General features: G+C 33.7%; 20 protein-coding genes. 4 read left to right on the top strand and 16 right to left on the bottom strand.

Annotated features, from left to right (window positions below; all coding sequences use genetic code 11):
* Nucleotide 1: 1 nt before the first annotated feature.
* From ABD730_RS06415 to ABD730_RS06465, 11 genes are all read right to left on the bottom strand, one after another.
* A complete protein-coding gene (locus ABD730_RS06415; RefSeq protein ID WP_334467125.1) occupies nucleotides 2–1408 on the bottom strand; it encodes a tetratricopeptide repeat protein in 1407 nt (468 codons plus the stop codon).
* A gap of 161 nt (nucleotides 1409–1569) precedes the next feature.
* A complete protein-coding gene (locus tag ABD730_RS06420; RefSeq protein WP_344713389.1) occupies nucleotides 1570–2745 on the bottom strand; it encodes an aspartate aminotransferase family protein in 1176 nt (391 codons plus the stop codon).
* Nucleotides 2746–4542, bottom strand: a complete 1797-nt coding sequence (locus ABD730_RS06425) for an OstA-like protein (RefSeq protein WP_334467131.1) — start codon at nucleotides 4540–4542, stop codon at nucleotides 2746–2748. It lies immediately after the preceding gene.
* Nucleotides 4543–4733: 191 nt separating this feature from the next.
* Nucleotides 4734–6014 (bottom strand): adenylosuccinate synthase, encoded by a 1281-nt coding sequence (locus tag ABD730_RS06430; RefSeq protein WP_215925411.1) that lies wholly within the window; start codon nucleotides 6012–6014, stop codon nucleotides 4734–4736.
* Between the two features lie 12 nt (nucleotides 6015–6026).
* Entirely contained in the window at nucleotides 6027–6479 is a 453-nt protein-coding gene (locus ABD730_RS06435) for a Fur family transcriptional regulator (RefSeq protein WP_215925410.1), read from the bottom strand.
* A gap of 115 nt (nucleotides 6480–6594) precedes the next feature.
* Entirely contained in the window at nucleotides 6595–8802 is a 2208-nt protein-coding gene (locus ABD730_RS06440) for a RelA/SpoT family protein (RefSeq protein ID WP_215925409.1), read from the bottom strand.
* A gap of 130 nt (nucleotides 8803–8932) precedes the next feature.
* Nucleotides 8933–9436 carry a hypothetical protein gene (locus tag ABD730_RS06445; protein ID WP_334467135.1) on the bottom strand — a complete coding sequence of 168 codons (504 nt, stop codon included), beginning with the start codon at nucleotides 9434–9436 and terminating at the stop codon, nucleotides 8933–8935.
* A 126-nt stretch (nucleotides 9437–9562) separates the two neighbouring features.
* Nucleotides 9563–10282 (bottom strand): 3-ketoacyl-ACP reductase, encoded by a 720-nt coding sequence (locus ABD730_RS06450; RefSeq protein ID WP_334467138.1) that lies wholly within the window; start codon nucleotides 10280–10282, stop codon nucleotides 9563–9565.
* A 143-nt stretch (nucleotides 10283–10425) separates the two neighbouring features.
* On the bottom strand, nucleotides 10426–10875 hold the full coding sequence (locus ABD730_RS06455) for an SET domain-containing protein-lysine N-methyltransferase (protein WP_334467140.1): 450 nt from the start codon (nucleotides 10873–10875) through the stop codon (nucleotides 10426–10428).
* Between the two features lie 49 nt (nucleotides 10876–10924).
* A complete protein-coding gene (locus tag ABD730_RS06460; RefSeq protein ID WP_344713394.1) occupies nucleotides 10925–12157 on the bottom strand; it encodes a M48 family metallopeptidase in 1233 nt (410 codons plus the stop codon).
* Between the two features lie 91 nt (nucleotides 12158–12248).
* Nucleotides 12249–13046, bottom strand: a complete 798-nt coding sequence (locus ABD730_RS06465; RefSeq protein ID WP_344713396.1) for a TrmH family RNA methyltransferase — start codon at nucleotides 13044–13046, stop codon at nucleotides 12249–12251.
* 48 nt (nucleotides 13047–13094) lie between these two features.
* On the opposite strand from ABD730_RS06465, the gene ABD730_RS06470 reads away from it, so the two are divergent.
* The 3 genes from ABD730_RS06470 to ABD730_RS06480 all read left to right on the top strand — a co-directional run bounded on the left by ABD730_RS06470 (nucleotide 13095) and on the right by ABD730_RS06480 (nucleotide 16797).
* Nucleotides 13095–14864, top strand: coding sequence for a T9SS type A sorting domain-containing protein (locus tag ABD730_RS06470; RefSeq protein ID WP_344713397.1), 1770 nt, complete (start codon nucleotides 13095–13097; stop codon nucleotides 14862–14864).
* Between the two features lie 253 nt (nucleotides 14865–15117).
* Nucleotides 15118–15867 (top strand): hypothetical protein, encoded by a 750-nt coding sequence (locus tag ABD730_RS06475; protein WP_334467146.1) that lies wholly within the window; start codon nucleotides 15118–15120, stop codon nucleotides 15865–15867.
* 132 nt (nucleotides 15868–15999) lie between these two features.
* Nucleotides 16000–16797, top strand: a complete 798-nt coding sequence (locus ABD730_RS06480; RefSeq protein WP_344713399.1) for a DUF6503 family protein — start codon at nucleotides 16000–16002, stop codon at nucleotides 16795–16797.
* 94 nt (nucleotides 16798–16891) lie between these two features.
* Here ABD730_RS06480 and ABD730_RS06485 read toward each other — a convergent pair whose 3' ends face one another.
* The 3 genes from ABD730_RS06485 to ABD730_RS06495 all read right to left on the bottom strand — a co-directional run bounded on the left by ABD730_RS06485 (nucleotide 16892) and on the right by ABD730_RS06495 (nucleotide 22485).
* Nucleotides 16892–18202 (bottom strand): amidohydrolase family protein, encoded by a 1311-nt coding sequence (locus ABD730_RS06485; protein ID WP_344713401.1) that lies wholly within the window; start codon nucleotides 18200–18202, stop codon nucleotides 16892–16894.
* Nucleotides 18203–18214: 12 nt separating this feature from the next.
* Complete coding sequence (locus tag ABD730_RS06490) at nucleotides 18215–21187, bottom strand: amidohydrolase family protein (RefSeq protein WP_344713403.1); 2973 nt, start codon at nucleotides 21185–21187, stop codon at nucleotides 18215–18217.
* Nucleotides 21188–21417: 230 nt separating this feature from the next.
* Complete coding sequence (locus ABD730_RS06495) at nucleotides 21418–22485, bottom strand: DUF3810 domain-containing protein (protein ID WP_344713405.1); 1068 nt, start codon at nucleotides 22483–22485, stop codon at nucleotides 21418–21420.
* Nucleotides 22486–22630: 145 nt separating this feature from the next.
* Between ABD730_RS06495 and ABD730_RS06500 the strand changes: the two genes are divergently transcribed.
* Nucleotides 22631–24094, top strand: a complete 1464-nt coding sequence (locus tag ABD730_RS06500; RefSeq protein WP_334467158.1) for an aminoacyl-histidine dipeptidase — start codon at nucleotides 22631–22633, stop codon at nucleotides 24092–24094.
* 124 nt (nucleotides 24095–24218) lie between these two features.
* Here the strand turns inward: ABD730_RS06500 and ABD730_RS06505 are convergent, their stop codons facing one another.
* Both ABD730_RS06505 and gldI read right to left on the bottom strand, forming a co-directional pair.
* On the bottom strand, nucleotides 24219–25439 hold the full coding sequence (locus tag ABD730_RS06505) for a peptidylprolyl isomerase (RefSeq protein WP_344713408.1): 1221 nt from the start codon (nucleotides 25437–25439) through the stop codon (nucleotides 24219–24221).
* Nucleotides 25432–25965, bottom strand: a complete 534-nt coding sequence (gldI, locus tag ABD730_RS06510; RefSeq protein ID WP_334467162.1) for a gliding motility-associated peptidyl-prolyl isomerase GldI — start codon at nucleotides 25963–25965, stop codon at nucleotides 25432–25434. The genes ABD730_RS06505 and gldI overlap by 8 nt, the downstream gene beginning before the upstream one ends.
* Between the last annotated feature and the right edge of the window lie 24 nt (nucleotides 25966–25989).

Consider the following 25989-nt stretch of genomic DNA (forward strand, 5'->3'; position numbering starts at 1 on the left):
TTTAGTTTGATGTCTTTTTAGCTTCTGAAATTATAGCCTTAATTAAAGGTCTGTCTGTGAGTTGAGGAAATAATTCTGAAATAATAAAACTATAGTCAATATTAAGACATGTGGCGTTTTTTAGATGGAAACGGCCTTCTTCAGGTTGATATACCATAAAGTAGAGTCCTGCTAAACGATACTCAACTTCAGGGCTTTCTGGATAGAATTCTGTCGTTTGTAATAAATTGAAAATAGCAGCTTGGTACTCGCCAAGTTCAATTAAGATATCTGTTCTGTTTAACCAAGTATCTAATTCGTAATTTCCTAGTTCTAAAGCGCGTTTGTAACCTTGTTCTGCTTCTTCAAGAAAATTTAAATGTTTGTTTACTGTGGCATACAATTTCCAATATAACACATTGTCTCCGTCAATTGCAACGGCTTTTTTTATGTAATCAAGTGCGTTTTGGTAATCGTGACGTTTAAGGTAAAATTTAGTAATTGCAATCCAACCTTTATCTAGTAAAGCATCTTCATCAATCGTTTTTTTGAAAAATTGAATAGCTAAATCACTCTGTCCAAGTTTTGAATAACAATAGCCAATTCTCAAAAGCGCAAAAGAAGTAGGATCGTCTAAAGCTAAAGTGATTTTATAATTTTCAATCGCTTCTTCGTACTTTTTTAGTTTTTCTAAAACTTTACCTTTTTCAATATAAGCTCCGACAAAAGTATCATCAGAAATAATTGCAAAATCAAAAGCTGCACTTGCTTTGGCATATTCTTTAATAGCAAAATATTGTCTGCCTAATTGATGCCAGGCAACTTCACAATAAGGATTAGTATCTAGGAATTCATTCAGGTATTCTATTGCTTCAGAATTTTTATTTAAAAAATCGTAGCAGTAAATTATATTATGAAGTGCAGAATAATCTGTAACATCACTTTCTAGACATTTTTTAAAATAGATAATAGCATCATCAAACTGATCTAGGAATAAATATTCCATACCTACCAAAGCGTACAAATCTGCATCATCTTCTGGTGAGTTAGACATGTCAATGGCAATAAGCAATGTATTTATTGCTTTTTGATGCTCATCTTGCTTAGATAATACATTTGCTTTTTGAATGAAAATCTCTTCGTTAGTGGGTTCTAAACTATGAAGTTTATCGAGAAGTTCATTGGCTTCTGCAAACTTATTCTCAATAACCAATATTTCTACTTGAAATAACCTGAGGTTAATAGATGTAGGGTGTTGTTCTAAACCTAATTTTATAGCACGTTTAGACAAAGCAATTTTACCATTTTCAAGATAATGATGAATAATGTTCTCAAATTCGGCCGAATCAAAGAACAATATATTATTGGTCTTTAACATCGATTCAAATCGAGTAAGTGGAAAATTTTCGTCTTCGTGACTGTACTGCATATATGGATTAATATTTCACCGAAATAAAATTACAGTTATCCTTTAGTATACATTGCTTTTTGAGCGAATGTTTTTAACAAAGTAGTTAACATTAAAACCCCACTTTATTTGTTGTGGCTTAAGAATCTGTAATTTAGCAACTTGAGTATTGAAGGATATGTTTAGATATTGTCTAATATTGATGTAATAATACGACAGCCTTCAATTATTTCATCATTTGAGATGGTTAATGGAGGTGTAATTCGGATAGCTTTTGGTTCAAAAAGTAACCAAAATAGGATTAATCCTTGGTTTTGAGCTTCTAAAATAACCTGACTTGTAAGGTCTGCACTTTCTGTTAAAGCGGCTAACATTAATCCACGACCTCTAATTTCTTTGATGTGTTTATGCTGAAGGTGTTTTCTTATTAATGCTTCTTTTTTTAAGGTTTCAGCAATGAGATTAGACGCTGTTATTTCTTTTAAAGTAGCTAAAGCAGCAGCAGCAATTACAGGATTGCCTCCAAAGGTTGTGATATGTCCAAGTTTAGGATTGTCGCTTAAAGTAATCATCATTTCTGTTGAGGCGGTAAAAGCTCCAATGGGTAAACCGCCTCCTAAGCCTTTGCCTGTAACAACAATATCTGGTTGACAGTTGTAGTTTTCAAATCCAAATAGCTTTCCCGTTCTGCCAATTCCTGGTTGAATTTCGTCAAGAATAAATACAGCTCCAACGGCATTGCAACGTTCTTGAACTTTAGCTAAATAATTATTAGTAGGTTCAATAAAGCCTGCTCCTCCTTGAATGGTTTCTAAAATAACTGCAGCTGTGTTTTCTGTAATTTGAATTAAATCGCTTTCTGAGTTAAATTCAATATGTTTTATGTCTGGAATTAGTGGTAGAAAAGGGTGTTTACGTTCTTCGTAATCCATTAAGCTTAATGAGCCTAATGTATTGCCATGATAGGCATTTTTTGCAGCAATTATTTCTGAACGCTGTGTATAACGTCTTGCTAATTTTAGGCTACCTTCAATAGCTTCTGTACCAGAATTAACTAAATAGGTAGATTCTAATGGTTTTGGCAAATGTGCAGCGATGAGCTTAGATAATTCAACAGCAGGTGCTTGAATATACTCACCATATACCATGACATGAAGGTATTTGTCCAATTGCGTTTTTACAGCGTCAATGACTTTAGGATGTGCATGTCCTAGGCTACAAGCAGAAACACCTGCAACAAAATCTAGATACGCTTTAGCGTTGGTATCATAAATATAAGAGCCTTTAGCATGGCTTATTTCCATGGCTAATGGATGTGGTGTTGTCTGGGCTTGGTATTTAAAAAAGTCTGTTTTCAATTAGTCTTTTTCTTTTTTTGATTGTAAGGGTTTTGCTTTTTTTAACGTTGCTTTTAAAGGAGCCGTCGTTGTTTTTTTAGGTAAATTCCGAGCTGCTTTGTTGTCTTTTTTTGGTGTTGCTTTTCCGGCTTCTTCAACACGTTTGGTGGTGTTGTCATCAATAAATTCTTCGGCAGGAACGTAATCTTCTAAGCCTTTAATTATTGGCAAATCTAATGGAGGATCGTCTTTAAATAAATCTTCAACTGAGAGTGGGCGCTCTTCGCCTCGCCAATCAAAACCTCTTAATTGTCTTGCGCTTTTAGGGAAATCTGTCTCAGGAAAAATATCTCCATCAATTTGGTTAATAAAGCGTACTTCCTCAACAGCTTGGTCAATAATTTTAACATTAATACTACCAGATTTTGACTTTTGAATACCAATTAATTCATTGTCGTCATTCCGTAAATAGCGAATGGTTTCTGCATTTTTGAGTACATCAACATTGTATAGTTCATTGTCTTTAAATAAACCAATTAGTTGTTGTCCTTTTATTTGGTTGAAGCCATCTTTGCTTATAGTGTCTTTACTAACTAAAAAAGCATTGTTGAATACTTTTAACGAATCGAGTTGTTCCGTTTTAACGTTAGAAATTAAATGAATAGTGTCTCCTGTCATTTGATTTTCTATATTCCAGAGTACTGGTTTGCGCTGTATTGCAAATGCATCTGTAGAGCTAAATCGGCTGAGATTTATCATTTGTGTCAATCCCGTTTTGTGATCTACGTGAATAGAGTCTGATTTACCTGCTAAGTCGCTTTTGTATAATTTCACATTGTAAAAAGCTCTTGTGATTCTGTGATCTTCTTTACCTGTAACCAATAAGGTGTCTGCGTGCATATAAACAGAATCTTTTTCTTGAACGGTTATGGCTAGAGCTCTTTTGGTAATATACATAGAGTCTTTTTCGCGCCAGACTTCAGCATAATGGCCTTTTACAATACTTTTATTTAAAGTGTCTGTTACAGTAATATTATTAGTGGCTGAAGCAAAATTTTTGTTTCTATCAAAATATAAGCTGTCTCCTTCTACGGTTCTGTTTTCATAATCGATTTTAGCATTACGCTGAAAATGACCAGTATCGTTGTTGGTGTTGTAAAAGCCGCGTTCGCAATAGACCTTACTAGTTTCTCCTACAATAGTTGATGGTCCAAAAAGGTAAGCGTGTCCGTTTTCTGTATAAAAATCGAGACGCTCTGTATTGAGTGTATATTGTGGGTTTACAAGTACTACATCTTTTACAAATTGATATTTACTCGTATTCATGTAGTAACGGCCAATTTGACTTGTAATGGTTCCTGAAGAATCTCTTACAACCGTTCCACCTGTATTGTAATAAGCTTGTTGTCTGGTTCTATTAAACCAAAGTGTATCTGTTTTTAGTGTTGATTGTGGTTCGGTTAAAACAACATCTCCACTTGCAAAAGCTAATTGTGTTTTTCCGCTATACTCTACATATTTGGCAACCATATTAATAGAGTCTCCTTGTTTCATTACAACATTACTAAAAGCTTCAATGAAATCTTGGTCTTGATAATAAATAGCTTTGTCGCACCACATATTTACTCCTTCATGGATAAAGTGGATTTGTTGTGATTTGTCTCTAAGAAAGACTATGGCGCCATCTTCAACTTCTGGAGCGGTTGAAGCATTACCAGCGTATTTAATGGTAATACGTTGTTTTTCTTGAGCAAAACTAATGCATACAAAGGAAAAGCAAATGAGAAATAATAAATTCTTAAAACGTTTCAAAGGCATATGTTTTTTACAAAATAACACTTATTAGATTTGCTTTAGTATGTGTTAACGTTTTTTTTAACAGAAATGTGTAGCTTACCAAGCTTAATAGTAGATAAAAATATTGGTTTTTCTGAGAAATAGTTTAAAGTTAAGACACTATATCTTTACCGTAAATTTCACAAAAAAACCAATATTTTATTTAAGTCTAATTATATCTTCTTACGAATGATAGTCTGTTTACGATCAGGACCCACAGATACAATTGTAATAGGAATATTTAATTCGTTTTCTAAGAATTCAACATAACCATTTAAATTTTCAGGTAGTTGTGAAGCTTCAGTCATTCCTGTTAAATCTGCAGCCCAACCTTTTACTTCTGTATAAATAGGAGTAATGTTTTCTTCTTCAATGTTATATGGTAAATGCGTAATGGTTTCACCTTTATACTTATAAGCAGTACATACTTTAAGGGTTTTAAAACCAGAAAGCACATCTCCTTTCATCATTATTAATTGTGTAACTCCGTTAACTTGACAAGCATAACGTAAAGCGACTAAATCTAACCAACCACAACGTCTTGGGCGACCTGTAGTAGCTCCAAATTCGTTTCCAACCTTGGCCATAGTTGCGCCATCTTCATCAAATAATTCTGTTGGAAATGGTCCAGAACCCACACGAGTAGTATAAGCTTTAAAAATTCCGAAGACTTCTCCAATTTGGTTTGGTGCAACCCCTAAACCTGTACAAGCACCTGCCGCAGTGGTATTAGACGATGTTACAAAAGGATACGTTCCAAAATCAATATCTAATAAAGAGCCTTGAGCCCCTTCTGCTAATATCGATTTTCCAGATTGTTGTGCTTGATAAATGTATTCTTCAGAGTCAATAAACTGTAATGATTTTAAAGTTTCGATAGCTTCAAAGAAATCGGCTTCTAATTCTTTTAGGTTGTATTGAATATCTACGTTGTAAAATTCAATCATTGCTTCGTGCTTGTCTGCTAAAGCTCTGTATTTGTCTTTCCAATCGGCTAATTCAATATCTCCAACTCTAATTCCATTTCTACCAGTTTTGTCCATGTATGTTGGACCAATACCTTTTAATGTAGACCCTATTTTAGCTTTACCTTTAGAAGCTTCACTTGCGGCATCTAATAAACGATGCGTAGGTAAAATAATATGTGCTTTACGAGAAATGCAAAGGGATTTTTTATAATCTACGTTTTGTTCTTTTAACTTATCTAGTTCTTTCTTGAAAATAACAGGATCGATAACAACACCATTACCGACGAGATTCACTTTGTTCTCGTGAAAAATACCTGATGGAATTGTGTGCAATACATGTTTTTTGCCGTTAAATACCAAAGTATGACCTGCATTTGGCCCACCTTGAAAGCGTGCAATAATATCGTAGTTAGAGGTAAATACATCGACAATTTTTCCTTTGCCTTCATCTCCCCATTGTAATCCAAGTAGTAAATCTACTGCCATTTTAAAATTGAGTTAGTCGTCTTTTTTACGATTACCGTAAAAATATAGTGAATGATTAGTTATCTGAATATCAAAAACCTCTTCAATGGTTTTTTTTATGGATTGAATGCGTGGATCACAGAATTCTATAACCTCTCCTGTGTCTGTAAGAATAACATGATCGTGATTTTTGTCGAAATAGGATTTTTCGTAATGTGCTTGACTTTTTCCAAATTGGTGTTTGCGAACCAAAGCACATTCTAACAATAATTCAATCGTATTATAAAGCGTGGCTCTACTTACACGGTAGTTTTTGTTTTTCATTTTAATATAAAGAGACTCTATATCAAAATGATCTTCGCTGTCATAAATTTCTTGAAGTATAGCGTAACGCTCAGGTGTTTTTCTGTGACCTTTATCTTCTAGGAATTGTGTAAACACGCGTTTTACAATTTCTTGGTTGCTTTCTTCTGTAGTTGCATTCATAATTAAGGAGCAAATTTAAGCAAATTTTAAATGATATAAATTGTAAAAACTAGGATTTAAAAGGAAAAGAAATGAACATGTTTTTAATAACTTTTTAAAAGTTTAAAAAAACGAGTTATACTCTAGTAACTTTATCAATGCCATTAATTTTTTTAAGCTTTTCAATTACCTTTTTTAGCATAGTTTGGTTTTTGACTTCCACTGTTATTTTTCCTGTGAATACACCGTCATCACTAGAAAAGCTTAGGCTTTTCATATTTACGTGCATATTCTCGGAAATTAATTTTGTAATATGATTCACCAGTCCCATATCATCAATACCAGATAATGTAATCTGTGAGGTGTATACTTGCTGTGACGAATCTATCCATTTTGCTTGTAAAATTCTGTATGCGTAGTTAGATTGTAAGCTTACAGCATTAGGGCAATTTTTCTTGTGCACTTTTATGCCTTCATTAATGGTTACAAAGCCAAATACTTTGTCGCCAGGAATTGGATTACAGCAATTTGCTAATGTATAGTTGAGTTTTTCTTCCTCTTTACCAAAAACCAACATGTCATATTTAGAAGTAATTTCTTCTTTATGAATATCTTTTGGAACCGATGGTTTGTATATTTTGTTTTTAAAATAACTAACAAAGGCATTGCTACGAGAAGACGCAAATGCTTTTAATTTGCTGTTGTCAATAGTACCAATACCAACACGATAAAATAAATCTAAAGACGTATTTAGTTTAAAATAACTAACCAATTCATTAATGGAACTTTCATTTAAAGTTATTTTTAATTGCTTTAATTTTCGTCTTAAAATCTCTTTTCCTTCTTCTGCGATAAGCTTGGTGCCTTCGTTTAATGCCGATTTAATTTTACTTCTAGCTCTTGCTGTAGTAGCATAATCTAGCCAATTGGCGTTTGGTTTGGCATTTTCTGAAGTCATAATCTCAACACGATCGCCACTTTGTAGTTCATGACTTAAAGGCACTAATTTTCCATTCACTTTGGCACCGCGAGTTTTCATACCCACTTCTGTGTGAATACTAAATGCAAAATCGAGTGGAGTTGCCCCTTTTGGAAGCGATTTTAAATCACCTTTGGGTGAAAAGACAAAAATTTCTTTAGAATATAAGTTGAGTTTAAATTGTTCTACAAAGTCTACAGCATCAGCTTCATTGTTTTCTAAGGCTTCTTGTAAACGGTTAATCCACAAGTCTAAATTGTCTTCTTTGGCATCTGCATTTTTATATTTATAGTGAGCAGCATAGCCTTTTTCGGCAATTTCATTCATGCGCTCACTACGAATTTGAACTTCAACCCAGCGGCTTTTTGGACCAACAACTGTAATATGAAGTGCTTCGTAACCTGTAGATTTTGGTGACGAAATCCAATCTCTAAGTCGAATTGGATTTGGCGTAAAATGATCGGTTACAATAGAATATATTTTCCAAGCTAAGAATTTTTCGTTAGCTAAATCTGATTTATAAATAATACGAACCGCAAACTTATCGTAAACTTCTTCAAAAGAGACGCCTTGTTTTACCATTTTTCTACGAATGCTAAAAATGGATTTTGGCCGTCCTTTAATTTCGTAGTTTAGACCTTCGGTATTTAAAGAGTCTTCAATAACTTTAGAGAATGCTTTGATATATGCATCTTGCTCTTCTTTGCTATCTTTAATTTTTTCTAAAATATCATTATAGACCTCAGGTTCAGTGTATTTTAATCCTAAATCTTCGAGTTCGGTTTTAATATTGTAAAGTCCAATTCTATGCGCTAGAGGTGCGTATATGTATAGTGTTTCAGATGCAATCTTGACTTGCTTGTCTGAACGCATAGAATCCATGGTTTGCATGTTATGCAAACGGTCTGCGATTTTAATAATAATAACTCTTACATCGTCATTTAAGGTCAGAAGCATTTTTCTGAAATTCTCGGCTTGCAAAGACACATCCATATCTTTTTTTAACGATGAGATCTTGGTGAGGCCATCAACAATTCTCGCAACAGTTTCTCCAAACAGCCGTTCCATATCGTCAATGGTATATTCTGGGTTGTCCTCAACCACATCATGAAGTAAAGCTGCAGCAATAGATGTGGCGTCTAAACCAATTTCTTGAGCTACAATTTTAGCAACAGCAATAGGGTGAAAGATATAAGCTTCTCCAGATTTACGACGTTGATCTTTGTGCGCATCTACAGCGACATCAAAAGCATGACGGATTAATTTTTTATCCTCATCTGTTAACGTCTGATAGCTTACTTTTAGTAATTCTTTGTAAGCTTTTGCAATGGCCTTATTTTCTTTTTCTATAGCTTCCTCAGTCATAGAACTAAAGTAGTGAAAGGATTTCTAATTGGCAATTGTTTTTTTAAATGAAATTCGAATAAACTTTGATTTTTCAAGAAAACAGTGTCATTCTTTCAGGTAATAATAGAAAAATCAAGAGCTGTATTTATTATTGCGTAAGATTAAAAAAACTAATCATGGCTATTTGAATTAGCATTATGATAAATGAAGCTAAATTCATCTTTATTAATTCATTGCTTTTTATGTGATAAACGACCTTTGTATTGTCTTTATTGTTCATTACTCCAATGAAGATCATTGGAAGTATTACGAAAAGAAAAGCAATTACTATTGACCCATCTCGTTCAAGTTCGGCATCAATAAAAAAATAAATAAAAAGGCTTATTAAAAAATAGTAAAAGGAAAGCATTAGAACCCAACCCATTTTTGTTTTTAAGAAGACACCAATTAGAGGAATAAGCATTAAAAATGAAGTCCTTAATGTTGAAGTAGTAAATACTATTTTCAAATAGTCAACAATGGAGTTGCTATTTCCTGTTAATTCAAAATAATCAATTAAACTATTATAATCACGAATGAAGACTAGGATTGAAATAATAACAATTGGTATTTTAACTATAATATTTGTTATTGGTGTTTTAATTCTAGTCAATCTTAAGGGTTTAAATGTTTTAATTATAATGATTTAGAGTTCAATAATACAAATACTTCAAAATAAAAAACAACAAAACCCGCAATTAATGCAGGTTTTGTAATGACTTATTTCAATTTGAAACTTTTACGGATTAGTAGACCACAACGACGCATTAGCCATCATAGCGCGTCTAGGTAGTTTTAAACCAGATACAATTAGTTCTGCAAAATCTTCGGGCTGTAATACGCTGTCTTCAGAATCTTTGCTTGCAATACCTAATGCTATAGACATATCAGAAGCTATGGTGCTTGGTGTTAAAGTACACACTCTAATATTGTTTTTACGTACCTCTTTCATTAAAGATTGCGACATTCCAATAACGGCAAATTTTGAAGCTGAATATGCAGAAGTCGTAGCATTACCTGTTAAGCCTGCTGTAGAAGAGATATTTATAATATCACCTTCGTTTTTAGCTATTAAATGTGGTAAAACCTCTTTGGTGACGTAATACATTCCCATTACATTGGTTTGTATAATTTGGCTCCATTGATCCACTTCCATATCGTTTAAAGATCCAAAAGCAGCTATACCTGCATTGTTCACTAAAATGTCTATAGCACCTAATGTTTCAATTAAAGAAGTAATGCCTGCTTGAACTTCCTCGTAATTACTCACATCAAATACAGCATATATAGCGTTAACTCCAAATGTCTTTAATTCTGAAACGGTTTCTTTTAAAACGGCTTCATTTCTGCCTGTAATAGCCACATCAATACCTTCTTTAGCAAAAGCGATAGCTGTTGCTTTTCCTAAACCTCTTCCGCCTCCTGTAATTATTGCTTTTCTATTTTTTAAATCTGTCATTTTATTATGTTTCTTTTTGTTCAAAGTTATAAAAATTGTGGGTTAGTCATGTTATAATAATGTGAACTTACAACCTTAAATTCTTAATGCGTTCTAAAAGTGTGAGATGCGTTTTTTTGACAAGTATTGGGTGTTAGAAAATGTTATTTACCGTGCTTTTTCCAATACGATTTACCGTAGCTGCAAAATACTTCTTCACCATAGTTTATGTCTTTTATTGCTTTGATGCAGACATTATTATCATCGTCTAAAGTAATTGCAGCATTATTTTTAAAATTACTTTGCGTTAAGCCTTCTGCATCATTAGCGTATTTGGCAAAGCAATGGGTATGCATACTGTCCATAATAGTGCCATCTAGTAAGTTAATAAAATACCTATCTTGGTGCTGTGCTGCTCGTTTTTCGGCTTCTTTGTTATCGATAATTTCCCCTTTAAACAACGCAATGATTTCATCTTTATAAATGTCAACTGCCGTAAATAAACCTTGTCCAGCATGTTTAATTTGTGAAGGTTGAATAAACAAGTAATCTGATTCTGGAGCTTCAATAGTATTTGTACTTGTATAATGGTCTTCTGTATTGGAGGCGTTCAAGGTTTATAAGATTTGTTAAGGTTGTTAGTTGCTAGAATTTAAATCGCTTTTATTTTTTCAAGTTATTTACGCGTTCTAAAAGCGTAGGATGCGAATAATGCATAAACACATAGGCTTTATGAGGTGTTAAATTACTCAAGCTATTTTTAGATAATTTCTTTAATGAGGTGATTAAAGGTTCTGCTTTGTATGTTGCTTTAGCATAATCATCCGCTTGGTATTCAAAAACTCTTGAAACATAATTCATTATTAAACCTGTGACTTCAGAAATAGGCGAGTAGAGTAGTCCAAAAGCAATTAAGCCAACATGAAAACTCGGATTTTCAACTCCAATAGCATTAGATAATAACGGATTTGATATAAAGATGGATAAAATGAATAGTGTTAATCCTGTAAGTAGAATAGAGGTCACTAAATTGAAAATGATGTGTTTCTTTTTGTAATGTCCTACTTCGTGTGCTAAAACAGCAACGATTTCTTCATCGTCTAAATCATTGACCAAAGTATCGTAAAGGGTGACGCGTTTTTCACTGCCAAATCCCGAAAAATAAGCATTGGCTTTAGTACTTCGTTTTGAACCATCGATGATAAAAATCTTTTCAAGATTAAAACCAACAGATGCTGCATAGGCTGAAATTTTGGTTCTCAATTCACCGTCTTCTAAAGGAGTTTGTTTATTGAATAGTGGTACAATAAGTTTGGAGTAAAACATATTCATAAATACAGTGAAAGCGGTTACAATGCCCCAAGCGTATAGCCAGAATTGATTTCCTGTAACTTGATAAAACCAAACAATAAGTGCAATGATGCCTCCGCCGAGAAGTACGGTCATTAGCAAACCTTTTAATTTATCTAAAATAAAGGTTTTTTTAGTCGTTTTATTGAAGCCGAATTTTTCTTCAATTACAAAGGTTTTGTAATAGCCAAATGGTGTTGTAATTATATCGCTAGCAATCATAATAATGCCAAAGAAAATTAAGGCAATTAGTATTGGGTTATCAGAATAACGTCTGGCGAAATTATCAACGTATTCAAAGCCATCTAAAAGTAAGAAGCCTAAGGTTAATACAAAAGAAAACAAGGAGGTTATAAGTCCAAATTTATAATTCACGGTTTTGTAAGCTTGTGATTTTTTATATTCCTCTGCGTCATACACATCGTTTAATACTTCAGGAATTGGATCGTTATAATGTTTTGCGTTTATAGCATCGAGCACTTTATCGATTATAAAGTTGATGACAATAATAGCGATGATGATATAGAATAGGGTTTGTGCTGTCATTAATATATTTTTTTGTCACCTAGAGTTCAGGTGAAAGGTTTTAGAATACTATTAAAATAGGTTTCGACTGCGCTCAACCAAACAAATTAGGTTATTTAAAATTGCGTTGGCGTTTGGCTTCAAAAATAAGAATTCCAGCAGCAACAGACACATTCATGGAGTCAATTTCACCTTGCATTGGTATACTTATATTTTTTGTTGCAGCTTTGCGCCATTCTTTGGTTAAACCTGTCGCTTCTGTACCTACTACAATGGCTGTTGGTAAGGTGTAATCTTGTGAATGATAAGGTTCTGATTCTTGTAAGATAGCGGAGAAAATATTGAAATTGTATTTCTTTAAAAAGTCAATAGCTTCATCAGAACTGGCCATAGCAATTTCAGTTGTAAATACGCAGCCAACACTAGAACGAATAATATTAGGATTGTATAAATCAGATTTTGGATTTGCAATAATAACGGCATCAACATTTGCGGCATCAGCTGTTCTAAGCAAGGCACCAATATTACCAGGTTTTTCAGGGGCTTCGGCCACTAAAATTAGTGGGTTTTTAGATTCAAATTTTAAATCTTCTAATGTATGATGTTTTGAATTCACAACAGCAATAACCCCTTCAGTAGTATCGCGATGTGCTAATTTCTGAAAGACTTCTTTTGATATTTCAATAATCTCAATATTGTATTGTGACATCGCTTGAGCTTCGCTTTCAGAAAATAATTCTGGATAAAATAGTAAGGTGTCAATATTATAGGCACCCTTTATAGCTAATGATAATTCACGTTTGCCTTCAATTAAAAACAGTCCTGTTTTTTTGCGTTGTCTCGCTTTTTCTTTGAGCAGAACAAGTTGTTTTATAAATGGATTCTGAACGCTAGAGATGGATTTACTCATTACTATATTATTTATATCTATATTTGAGAGATACAAATTTAACCTATTATGAAACAAAAACTACTTTACCTATTTCTATTCTTAACAATCAACACAATTTCATTTGCTCAGGTGGCGAATCAACCAAACGATTACGTGGTTTGCGATGATGATAATGATGGTTTTGCTTTATTCGATTTAACTTATGCAGATGCACAAATTTTAGGAAGTCAACAAAGTGCTGTAGATTATACGGTAACGTATCACGAAACAATGAGTGATGCAATCAATGGAGTTTATGCGATTAATTATCCTTATGTTAATATTACCAGCTGGTTACAAATCATATATGTGCGATTAGAATCTAATTCTACTGGGAATTATGCGCTTACTGAATTAGCCTTAGTTGTAAATCCAATACCTATTGTTACTGTAGCAACATCCATGATGTTATGTGACGACAATGCCGATGAGATTGCTGTATTTGATTTAACAGCAAACAATTTAGAAATAACAGCGGGTAATACAGATTGGTCAGTAGCCTATTATGAAACACAATCAGATGCTCAGGTGCAGATGAATATGATATCTAATTCAGTAGCTTATACAAATACCTCAAATCCGCAGACATTATTTGCAGCAGTTACAGATACTAATACAGGTTGTGTAGGTATAACGCCATTAACTATACGTGTATTACCAAATCCTTCTGGAGCTATGGGAACTCCAAATGATATTGTACAATGCGATGACAATTATGATGGAATTACCGCTTTTGATCTAACACTAATCGAGGGTGAAATAAATCCGTCAGGAGAGCTTTTTACACTCTCTTATTTTATAGATGAAGCTGATGCTTCAAGTAATTTTTATCCAATTTCAGATCCAACTAATTTTACAAACGTAAGTAATCCACAAACTATTTATGTTAGAGTTGAAAATCTAGACGGCTGCTATGCACTTACTAATTTTGATATATATGTAAATACGTTGCCACAGTTAAATTTAGAAAGTAGTTATGGCTTTTGTGTAGGAGATTCAGTGGTCTTAGATACAGAATTATCTGCTACAGACTATAGTTTTCAATGGGCCAATGATGGTGGTCTTCTACCAGGTGAAACGCAATCGTCTCTAACGGTATCAGAACCTGGTTTTTATTATGTAACGGTTGTTGCTTTTTCTGGGTGTGGAACAGTTTCTACTATGATTAACGTAGAGGAAGTGGTTTGTACAGACACGGACAGTGACGGTGTCATTGATGCCGATGAAGATATCAATGACAATGGTAATCTAGAAGATGATGATACCGATGGTGATGATATTCCAAATTATTTAGACGATGATGACGATGGAGATGGTGTTGCTACTAGTGTTGAAATCAATATTGTATTAGGACGAAATACGATGCATCCATTTGTGGATACCGATAATGATACTATTGAAAATTATTTAGATAACGATGATGATGGCGATGGCGTATTAACTATTGATGAAGATTATAATAACAACGGCGATCCAACAGACGATGATACGAATAACAACATGATTCCAGATTATCTTGAAAGTTCAGTAGCTTTAAATGTTGAACACTTTAATGCTATTGAATTTAAACTATTTCCAAATCCGGCAAAAGGCAAAGTTAACATTCAGTTCGCAAATTCTTCTTCTGAAGTAGTAACCGTTAATGTTTTAAACCTTCAAGGCAAGTTGATTTTACCAGCAATGGAAGTTCAAGAGCAGTCTCTATCATTGGATATTTCTACTTTAGAAAGTGGTTTATATTTTGTGACTTTAACAACGCAAAGTATATCTGTAATTCAGAAATTGGTGGTGAACTAACTTAAATTATCAGTATTAAAATAAAGCTTCAGGGGTTTCTTGAAGCTTTTTTTGTTCGGATTAGTTATAAGAGGTAATTGTTTTTATTGGTTTAAATTTCAATCATAGTTATTATTTTTACTTGTTTAAGTATTTTATATGTCGCTTAATCAGCATCCTACAACGTTTTTTAGGGTTAATATTTCAATGGATAGGGCTTAAAGTACAACGTTTGCAGCCCTAAATTTGTAAGTAACCGAAATAAACATTGATGATGATTAAAAATTTCACAGTCCTTATATTAGTATTTGTCAGTCTCTCGTCTTATAGTCAGGGAATAACTTTTCAAAAAAACACCAACACTGCAGCTCAAAAATTCAATTTAGTACAAAAATTGAATAAGAGTGGTGATAGTTTAATCCTTGCTACAGACCATAAAAAAATAAAACAAGTTGATATATTAAACTACGAGTATTTAGAGACTTTTGAAATTAATAATTTAAATGCAAAAATTGGTTTAAGCCATCTCTCTATAGGGAATTATGTGGTACAAGCCAGAATAGGCAGACACTGGATTGTGATGTACTTAGAAAAAAGAGATTTAAAAGCAGAAGGTATTAAAACCACAAATATTAATATTAATAGTAATGTAAAAGAAATGGTTTCTAAGAATCCAATTGCTTCAGAGTCCTCATCAATAGATACATCTAACTTACTTCAACTTAATGAAAATAAAATGTATTGGGTGGTACAGGAGACTAATTCACAGTTTTCGTCATATAAAACAATGGGTTTAAAATTTTCATCAGAAATTTATAAATTAATAGATCAAATAGAATTAGAAATGAAATCTGAAGTGGCAAAAGCTAATACCCTACGTGTTTATGAGGTTTTTGATAAATCTGAATTTATGCGTAAACAGTTCAAAAATAAAAATTATCATAAAAGAAAAAGTTCTAAATTATTTAATGTTAATCCAATATATAATTCTGAAGATAAAAGGAAATCTATAAGCAGTTTGTAATTTAAGGGGTTAAAGCAGTCAGTGTTTTAAGGTTTGTCCTTGAGGTAACTGCGGATTTTTAAATTATTTCTAGAACTTTTTTGTAATGACTTAGGCTCAATATCGTCCAATAAGACAACTTAAAACCATATCATGAAAAAATTAGTACACCTATTTCTTTTAGCAGTCTTAATTACAGCTTGTAAAAACGAACCAAAACAAGACACTAAAATTGTAGAAGAGGTAAAGCAAGAAGAGATTACCACAAGCATCTATCCAGAATCTATAACTAAAGTGTTTGATGCACATGGAGGCATTGATAACTGGAACAAAATGCAAACGCTTTCTTTCTCCATTACAAAACCTACAGGAATAGAAAAAACCACAGAGAATTTAAAAACAAGAGCTGAGTTAATTGATACACCAACTTACACACAAGGATTTGATGGAAAAACGATTTGGATTAATGAAAAGGGAGGTAAAGTATATAAAGGCAACGCTACATTTTATAAAGGTCTAATGTTTTATTTCTATGCGATGCCATTTGTTTTAGGTGATGAAGGTATAACATACGAAGATACAGACCCATTAATTTTTGAAGGAGAGACTTATCCTGGAATCTTAATTACTTTTGAAGCAGGTGTTGGAGAATCTTCAAATGATCAATATAAGGTTTTTTACAATGCTGAATCTGGTCAAATGGAGTGGTTAGCTTATACGGTAACCTTTGGAAGAACAGAAGGAAGTCCAGATTTTCATTTTATAAGATATAATAATTGGCAAACGGTTAATGGACTTCTAGTACCTAAAAGTGTAGACTGGTACAACTATAAAGATAATTTGCCAACAGAAAAACGAAATACAGTTGAGTTTAGTGATGTTGTACTTTCTGAAAATGCACCAGATAACGGGATATTTTTAAAACCTGAAAGTGCTAAAGTGATTGAATAATCAATATATCTAAACACAAAAAAAGCGAGCCATTTGGCTCGCTTTTTTTTGTGTTTAGATGTTACGTAAACGTGCTAAGGTAATTTAATAGTTGTTAATCTTCTTGTTTAGGTTTCTCTGAAAACCGTTTCCAAAGTTCTGTTTGGTGGGTTTCTAAGCTTAAATTTCTACCATCAATAAAAGCATGTGTTAATTGATTGGTGCGCATATCTAAGGCATCACCTTCACTAATAAATAGTGTTGCGCTTTTACCAACTTCTAAAGTGCCATACATATCATCAATACCCATGATTTTTGCAGGGTTTTGTGTGATTAACTGCAAGGCTTGTGCTTTGGTTAAGCCATGTGCTACAGTGGTGCCAGCATAAAACGGGAGGTTACGAGAATTCATACGTTCCATTTGTCCGCTTGGTTCTAAAGCTACTAAAACACCAGCATCTACTAACTTTTTTGCAAGTTTATAAGAGGTGTCATAATCATCATCTTCTAATTCTGGTCTAGAGTGAATTCGTCTTAAAAAGACAGACACATCATTTTGTTTTAAAAAGCTAGCGACATTACCTGCTTGATAACCACCAACAATTGTAATTTTAGAAACTCCATGGGACTTTGCAAAATTTACAGCATCAGTAATGCCTTTTTCATCATTAGCATTAATGTATAAACGTTTAGAGCCATCAAATAAGCCCGCTAAAGCTTCAAAAGGTAAATGTAATTCGGATTTATTTCCTTTATTATAACTCTTAGATTCATTAAAGTAATCTGATAATTCTTTTACTTGCTTGGTATAATCCTTATTGGGCTTTAAACCTGGATCTTCACCTAGCCACCAACGCCCACGACTAAAACTACTTGGCCAATTGACGTGAATTCCATTGTCCATTTTTATGGCGGCATCTTCCCAATTCCAAGCATCATACTGTACTACAGAAGATGTACCCGAAATACGGCCTCCTCTTGGAACAACTTGTCCAAGTAATACGCCATTCGGTCGCATAGACTCAGTAACTTTAGATTCGGTATTATAAGCGATAATACTTCTAATATGTGGATTATATGTTCCCATTTCAGACAAGTCATCAGAAGCTTTTACAGCATCAACTTCTACTAAACCTAAGGTGCCGTTAGCGACAATAAAACCGGGATAGACGTCTTTTCCTTTAGCGTCAATAATATCCATGGCTTGTCTGGTGAGTGGAGTTGTAGCTTCGGGTCCAATGGTTGTTATTTTTCCATTACTAACCACAATAATGCTGTTTTCTATCACAGTGCCATTACCAATATGAGCGGTGGCACCAATAATCGCAAAGTCTTTGGTTTGCTTAGGTGCAGGTGTTTGCTGTGCGAATCCTAAAGTAACACACAACAAAAACAATAGACTATTTATTTTATTTAAGTTTTTCATTTTAAATCGTTTTTAGTGGTGTGAATCCATGGTGTCACAATGCATTAATTTCTCTTCTTTTTTCTTAACAGGCTGTGTTTTTAAGCCTTTGTTTTTTTCTTGAAGCATTAAGTTTGTGAGTTCACTTTTTTCTTTTTTAATAGCTTCACGCATTTGTTGATCTCTAGCTAAATCAAAATAGGTTACTCCTTCAATAATCGTTTTTTCAGCTTTAGCATAAATAGATAACGGATGATCGCTCCATAAGACCACATCGGCGTCTTTTCCAACTTTTAAACTTCCAACGCGGTCATCAAGATGTAAAAGCTTTGCAGGATTTAACGTCACAAATTTTAAAGCCTCTTCTTCACTAACGCCACCATATTTTACAGATTTTGCTGCTTCTTGATTTAAACGACGCGACATTTCAGCATCATCACTATTGATGGCGACGGTAACACCAGCATTATGCATAATAGCTGCATTATAAGGAATGGCATCATTTACTTCATATTTGTAAGCCCACCAATCGCTAAATGTAGAACCACCAACTCCATGTGCTTTCATTTTATCAGCTACTTTATAACCTTCAAGGATGTGCGTAAATGTGTTAATTCTAAAATCAAATTGCTCGGCAACTTTCATCAGCATATTAATTTCACTTTGCACATAAGAATGACAAGAAATAAAACGCTCACCATTTAGAATTTCAACAAGTGTTTCCATTTCGGCATCATGTCGGTATGGCTTACCGCTTTTCTTTAATTCGTCATAAGCTTTTGCTCTGGTAAAATAATCGACAAATACCTGTTCAACACCCATTCGCGATTGTGGGAAACGCGAATTAGTTCTGCTTCGCGATTGCTTTACGTTTTCACCCAAAGCAAACTTGATAAACTTGGGAGAATTATCATAGATTAAATCGTCAGCAGCTTCTCCCCATTTTAATTTAATAATTGCAGAGCGTCCACCAATAGGATTGGCTGAGCCATGTAAAATTTGAATGGAGGTCACTCCACCTGCCAAATTGCGATAGATATTAATGTCTTCATCATTTACAACATCTTCAATAGTCACTTCTGCTGAAGAATTTTGACCTCCTTCATTTATAGAAGCGGCAGCAATGTGTGAATGTTCATCAATAATACCAGCCGTAATATGTTTTCCTGTAGCATCAATAACTTTTGCGTTTTTACTCGATAGGTCTTTTCCTATTTTTGAAATTTTACCATCCTTAATTAAGACATCAGTTTGTTCTAAAACACCTTCTTTTTCGTTTGTCCAAACGGTTGCATTTTTGAATAATAAAGTTTCCGATTTTGGTTTCTCAGTAAATCCGTAAGCTAAATTAGGATAGGTGATAGGACTCATAAAAGGCGTCTCTGTAGCATCAGTAGCTTTCTTTTTGTCGTCTTTTTTATTGGTGTCTTCTTTGGCCACTTTATTTGCAAAAAAGGATAGTTTATTACCATTAGGTAAAATAGCCTTACCGTTTAAAGTATTGTTGTTTGCTGCGTTAGCTATAATTCTAACGTATGCTTTTTTTGTGCTATCAGCAGTTTTGAACGTCAGATTTACCCAGTCATCTGAGTAGTTCATTTTTGTGCCTAAAGTTTGGTCACCACTTTCAAGTTTAGCTGTTGGTTTACTTGTGCTTCCAGAAATGGTAAGTTTATAATCATTTCCAGCGAGTTTAAAATTGTAATCGCCATCAATGTCTTTTGTATTCATATTGGCTATAACATGTGGTGTGCCTTGTACCCAATTTTCAAAAAGTTTAGTTTTCTTTTCAAAAATGTCTCCATCAGTAATTAAGAAATTGGCATGGCTTCCCGTTTTTAAAGTGCCTAAAACATCTGATTTTCCTAATAATGACGCCGGAATAGTGGTTAAAGCTTCTAATGCTTTTTGTTTAGAAAGCCCATTTTCAATCGCTTTCATTAAATTAGAAGAAAAGCTTTTATTCGATTTTAAACCATGTGTGGTTAACGCGAATTTGATACCGTTTTCAGCCAATAGTCTTGGGTTATGAGGTTCTTGATTCCAAGCACGCATATCGCTTAAAGACAATGTACTTGCTAAGAATGTATCATTAACATCGTAAGCCAATTGAAAATCTATGGGAAGAATAATGGTGGCGTTTGTGCGTTTAATTTCATCAATACGTTCGTATTCATCACCACCACCAACAATGGTATATTGAATATTAAAAGCATCTCCAACTTTATCTGCTCGCATCAAATTAGCTCTACTGCCAGCTTCAAAAATTTGAAGTAAATTTTTGTTTTTGTTTAAAGCTTCTAGTGATAAGTCTTTAGTATCAATATGGCCTGCTTCATACCATTTGGCATCATTATACATTTGACGCAATAAAGCCATGCTGCCCATAATTGAAGATGGGTACGATTGGCGAGATCTTACACTTTTACGAAATGATAAATGTTGTGTAGTTTCACCATCAACAACACGCATAGCATTATCCGCATTATTATTAAGTGCAATTAAAGCACCTGTGCCTCTAACAACGCCATCTGGCATATGTGTATTTACAACACCAAAGCCTAACTTGTGTAGCTCTGATGCCGATTTTGCATCATATTTAAAACTTGCCATAACGTCTTGCTCTGGCATAATATGGTCGTTCCAATAATAGCCACTTCGGCTTGCTCCATATTGTGGACCGTTGCCTCCACGTTTGGGTTTTTCTACACCAAAAGTGGTATACATATCAATGAAAGACGGATAAATGGTTTTTCCTGAAAGATCAATTTTTGTTGTATTCTTCGGAATGTTTACTGATTTTCCAACACTCACCACTTTACCATCCTTAATGAGGAGCGTGGCATTGTCTATTATTTCGGTTGGTGATACGTGAATTGTAGCATTTGTAAATGCTGTGTAGTTAGAGTTGTTTGCAATGACTCCAGAATTGCTCGGAAAGTAATCTTGTGCAAATAACGAAAAACTGCACATAAAAATGAGCAGCCGTAAATGAACTTTAATCATATGGTTTTGGTTGGTTAGATTGAATTCTAAAGATAGGAATTATAGCTAAATAGGTATTCATTATTTGAATACTTTAACATTTTCTAAGTAGAATTCATGTTGTATTAATGAGCTAGATGGCCATTTAACGTTTAATAAAGTTTAAGCCTATTGCTGAAATTTAACTAAAATGTTGAATGTTTGGATTGTCCCTTTGAGAGGACTTTAGGGCTGTTGTTTTAAGGACTAATTCACAATTGTTTGTCCTCATAATAATTAACCAATAGAGCAACGACATAACTGTAGCTTTTCATACCAGCAGATTGATTGTTTGCTTTTAAGAAACTATCAAACGTTTTTTCGAAAATAGGTTCTATTGGATTTTCGTAAGACTTCCAGAAATCTTGGACCTCTTGGTAGTTCTTTAAAATACCTTTATTTATCGTAGGAAGGATAGCGATGTAAAGATCTGGTTCTCTATTGTATATTTCAGCTAAGCAATACCGGAGTGCAAATGTGTGACCTGAGTATTTAAAATAGATATCGTCATTATGAATGGCAGCGAGACTTCCTATAAAATTCGCTTCATTTTCGGCAGCATAACCGAGTTGATGTGCCGCTTCATGACAAGCTGTGGTTGGAAACTTGTAGGAAGATATTAAACCGTTCACTTGAGCTTCATTTGTAAACGGATTTAGATACCCTGAAAATCCCATATAAGTTAAAGGTAAGCTATAGATTGATTTTTTGATGCTTTTGGGATGATAATCCAGATGCGGGTAGACTTCTGAAAGTGTACTGTAACCCTCTTTTACCTTACTTAAAATTTCAGATTTAGTATAAGGTAACTCAACTTTTAAAGTATCGTTTTTTGCTAATTGAAGGTGTAGGTTATTCGATTTTTGAATTAATTTTTCTGTAAACGAAATCAGTTGTTCTGTGGTGTAATCTGCCTCAAGATTTAAGGATTTGTACAGTGGTTGTCTGTAATAATTGAATGCCCAAAGGATATGAAATGCAAAATAAGCGATTGATAAGGTTGCGCCAATATCGAGGAACCAATTTAAGGTGTCTTTAATGATGCGTTTCCGATTTATAATTAACCATCGTATTATATAAATTCCTACAAGTGTGTATAATATATCTCCAACCGAAAAAGGGATCCAGCCAAAAACATAGCGGCTGAGTTTAGATAAGAACACGTACAGTCCATTGCTGTAAAATTGCTCAACAAATTCGGGATAATGCTTCAGTATAGCAATTAAAGCAATTTGAATTCCTAAGAATATAACTAAACCTAATTTTTTGTTTTTGAGCATAGACCAAAAATAGGAAAAAGATAGGATTGATTCATGGTTTTTCTTCTATAGAAATAGAACTGTAATGAGATTCTGAAACAAGTTTAAAATGACCACATAGAGTTATCCTTATTTTGTAAATTTGCTTTTTTAAAATTATATAAATATGAGTTCAGAAATAAGAGCCTTAGAGCCAAAAGAATTATGGAATAAATTTGCAGATTTAAATGCTGTACCACGTCCTTCAAAAAAGGAAGAGCGTGTGATTCAATTCATGAAGGATTTTGGACAAAACTTAGGTTTAGAAACGATAGAAGATGAGGTTGGGAATGTAATTATCCGTAAGCCAGCATCAAAAGGTATGGAAGACCGAAAGCCTATTGTGATGCAATCGCATTTAGATATGGTACATCAAAAAAATAACGATACGGTGTTTAATTTTGATGAGCAAGGTATTGAAATGTATGTTGAAGGCGACTGGGTAAAAGCAAAAGGTACAACTCTTGGTGCCGATAATGGTCTTGGTGTAGCAACAATTATGGCTATTTTAGAAAGTGATACAATTGCACATCCAGCACTTGAAGCGTTGTTTACTATTGATGAGGAGACAGGAATGACAGGTGCTAAAGGATTAAAAGGAGGTTTACTTAAAGGTGAGATTCTTTTAAATCTAGATACCGAAGAGGATGATGAAATTGGTGTGGGTTGTGCTGGTGGAGTAGATGTTACTGCAACACGCGAGTATAAAGAAGAAGAAACTCCAGAATTTAAAATTGGGTATACAATTACTGTAAAGGGCTTACAAGGAGGGCACTCAGGAATGCAAATTCACGAAGGCTTAGGTAATGCTAATAAACTAATGAACCGTTTGTTATTTGATGGTTTTGAAGATTATGGACTTCGTATCTCTGAAATTGATGGAGGAAGTTTACGTAATGCTATTCCTAGAGAAAGTAATGCAACTGTTGCAATTGATGCGGTACACGAAGCTGCGTTTGAAGCAGAAATGAAAGCTAAAGCTGATGAGCTTAAGTTTGAATTTAAAACTATGGAACCTGATTTAGAAGTTGTTGTTTCTAAAACTGAGACTCCAGAGAAAATAATGGATTTAGGTGTGCAAGAAGGCTTAACAAGAGCATTATATGCTGCATGGAATGGTGTATATCGTATGAGTCCAGATATTGAAGGCTTAGTAGAAACGTCTAATAATATCGCTAGAGTTATTGTAAAAGAGGGGCATATAAAAATTGGTTGTTTAACTCGTAGTTCTGTAGAAAGTACAAAACAAGACTTAGCAAATACCTTGCGTGCTGTTTTTGAACTTACAGGTTGTGAGGTTGAGTTTTCTGGTGATTATCCAGGTTGGGCTCCAAATATGGATTCTGATATTTTAAAACTAATGGTGCCAATTTATGAGCGTTTAAATAATGGAGAGAAGCCACATGTTGCTGCTTGCCATGCAGGCTTAGAATGTGGGATTTTAGGAACAAACTATCCAAACATGGATATGATTAGTTTTGGGCCAAATATTAAAGGTGCCCATTCTCCAGATGAGCGTGCACAAATTTCTTCTGCTCAAAAGTATTGGAAATTTGTATTAGAGATTTTAGAAAATATTCCTAAAGCTTAATTATAAAGGATCATAAATTTCACTTTATTGTTTTTTTAGTAAAGACAATATTGAAATTAGAGCAAAAAAAGACCTGTTAAGTTCTAAACTTAACAGGTCTTTTTATATTATTCAGTTATAGTAACTATTTTTTAATTCCAGCTAATTCAATGTCAAAAACAAGGTTAGCATTTCCAGGTATTACAGGAGGATTTCCTCTTTCTCCATAACCTAAATAGTAAGGAATATAAACTCTTGCTTTGTCACCTATTTTCATATGTAACATAGCTTCTCTAAAACCTGCTATTAAGGTCGCTGTTTCGTTGTAAGGCATGTCAAAAGAAGTATAACGACCAGCTTTATCAATTCGTTCGTCATATTTTCCATTTTTTTCAGCGACATCTTTCCAAGTGGTCCAGAACAACTCTCCGTTTTCTAAATAACCAGCACATTCGATATTGACACGATCTGTAGATTTTGGTGTAACACCATTACTCTCGTGAGTAAATATCATAGCCATTCCTGTTGGAGACTCAATTTTACGTCCTTTAAGTTCTTCGTTCTTTTTTAAGAACTCGGTTTTTGCTAAATCAGCTTTTGCTTTTGCTTCTAGTCTTTCTTTTTCAGCTTTTGCTTCTTTTTCAGCTTTAGCGATAGCTGCTCTTTCTTTAATTTTTGGTAATTCTTCTGTAAATACTTTAGGAGCATCGAATTTTTTTGCGGTTGAACCAATTCTTATGATATTTACTTTTGTAATAACCACATCTTCAAGTGGTTTGCTAGATCGAGGTTCTACTTTTACATTAGATATAGTATCTAATACTGTTAATCCTTTTACTAATTCACCAAAAACAGAATGGCAATATACTCTTGGGTTTGCACAATCTTTTAAGTTTCCTTCAGCATCGTAACCATCTAGCCATGGAGTTGCTTTTTCAGTGATATAGAATTGACTTCCATTAGAGTTAATACCAGAATTGGCCATAGATAATATTCCTGGTTTATCATGTTGCAATTCCTGTACAAGTTCATCTTCAAATTTATAACCAGGATCACCAGTTCCTGAAGCTGTTGGATCACCTCCTTGAATCATGAAATTATTCATTACTCGGTGAAATGTTAATCCATCATAAAAAGGCTTTCCTTTAAATTCTTCTTTAACTAAGGGATGATTTCCTTCTGCTAAAGCTACAAAGTTAGCGACTGTAACAGGTGCTTTTTCAAAAAATAGTTTTGCAACCATCGTATCTTTTGATGTTACAAATTCGGCATAAATTCCATCTCCTAAATCAGAATAACGTTCTTGGCAGGATATATTTACCAATACTAATAGTACAACGAATGCGGTAAGTGCTTTTTTAATCATTTTTTTCAATTATAGTGTTTAAAGTTACTTCACAAATTAAAGGAATGTTAGTTCCTATTTTATATTCATCTCCATAATAGCCAAATGCTTTTTGAGATGGAAAAATAAAAGTTGCTGTTTCAGATGGCTTCAAAAGTTTTAAGCCTTCACGTAAACCGGTGAACAATTCTTCTTTGTCCATAACATAGGTTTTGGTGGTCTTAGCATAAATTTCATCTCCTTCGATATTAGAGACATCGTATGTAAAATTTATAACACTACCAAATTGGGGTTGTATAGTGTCACTCTCAATTTTTGTATTGTAATAATACCAAAATCCACTTTCTGAAGCGATATAATTTTTATTAGGATTACTTTTTATAATGTCTTGAATTTGCTGGCGTTCGTGCTCGTTTAGCTTTTTATTACGCTCGGCAGAGGCTTTTAAGAAAGAACCCGATTGTACAGATTCTGGCATTCGTGCTTCTGGCGATTTACAGCTAAAACACAGCGTAGATAAGATGAATATTAAGAGTAGGTTTTTCATATTAATTAATTTATTGTCCGTTAT

This window comes from Winogradskyella damuponensis, assembly GCF_039538385.1.
Taxonomy (GTDB): domain Bacteria; phylum Bacteroidota; class Bacteroidia; order Flavobacteriales; family Flavobacteriaceae; genus Winogradskyella; species Winogradskyella damuponensis.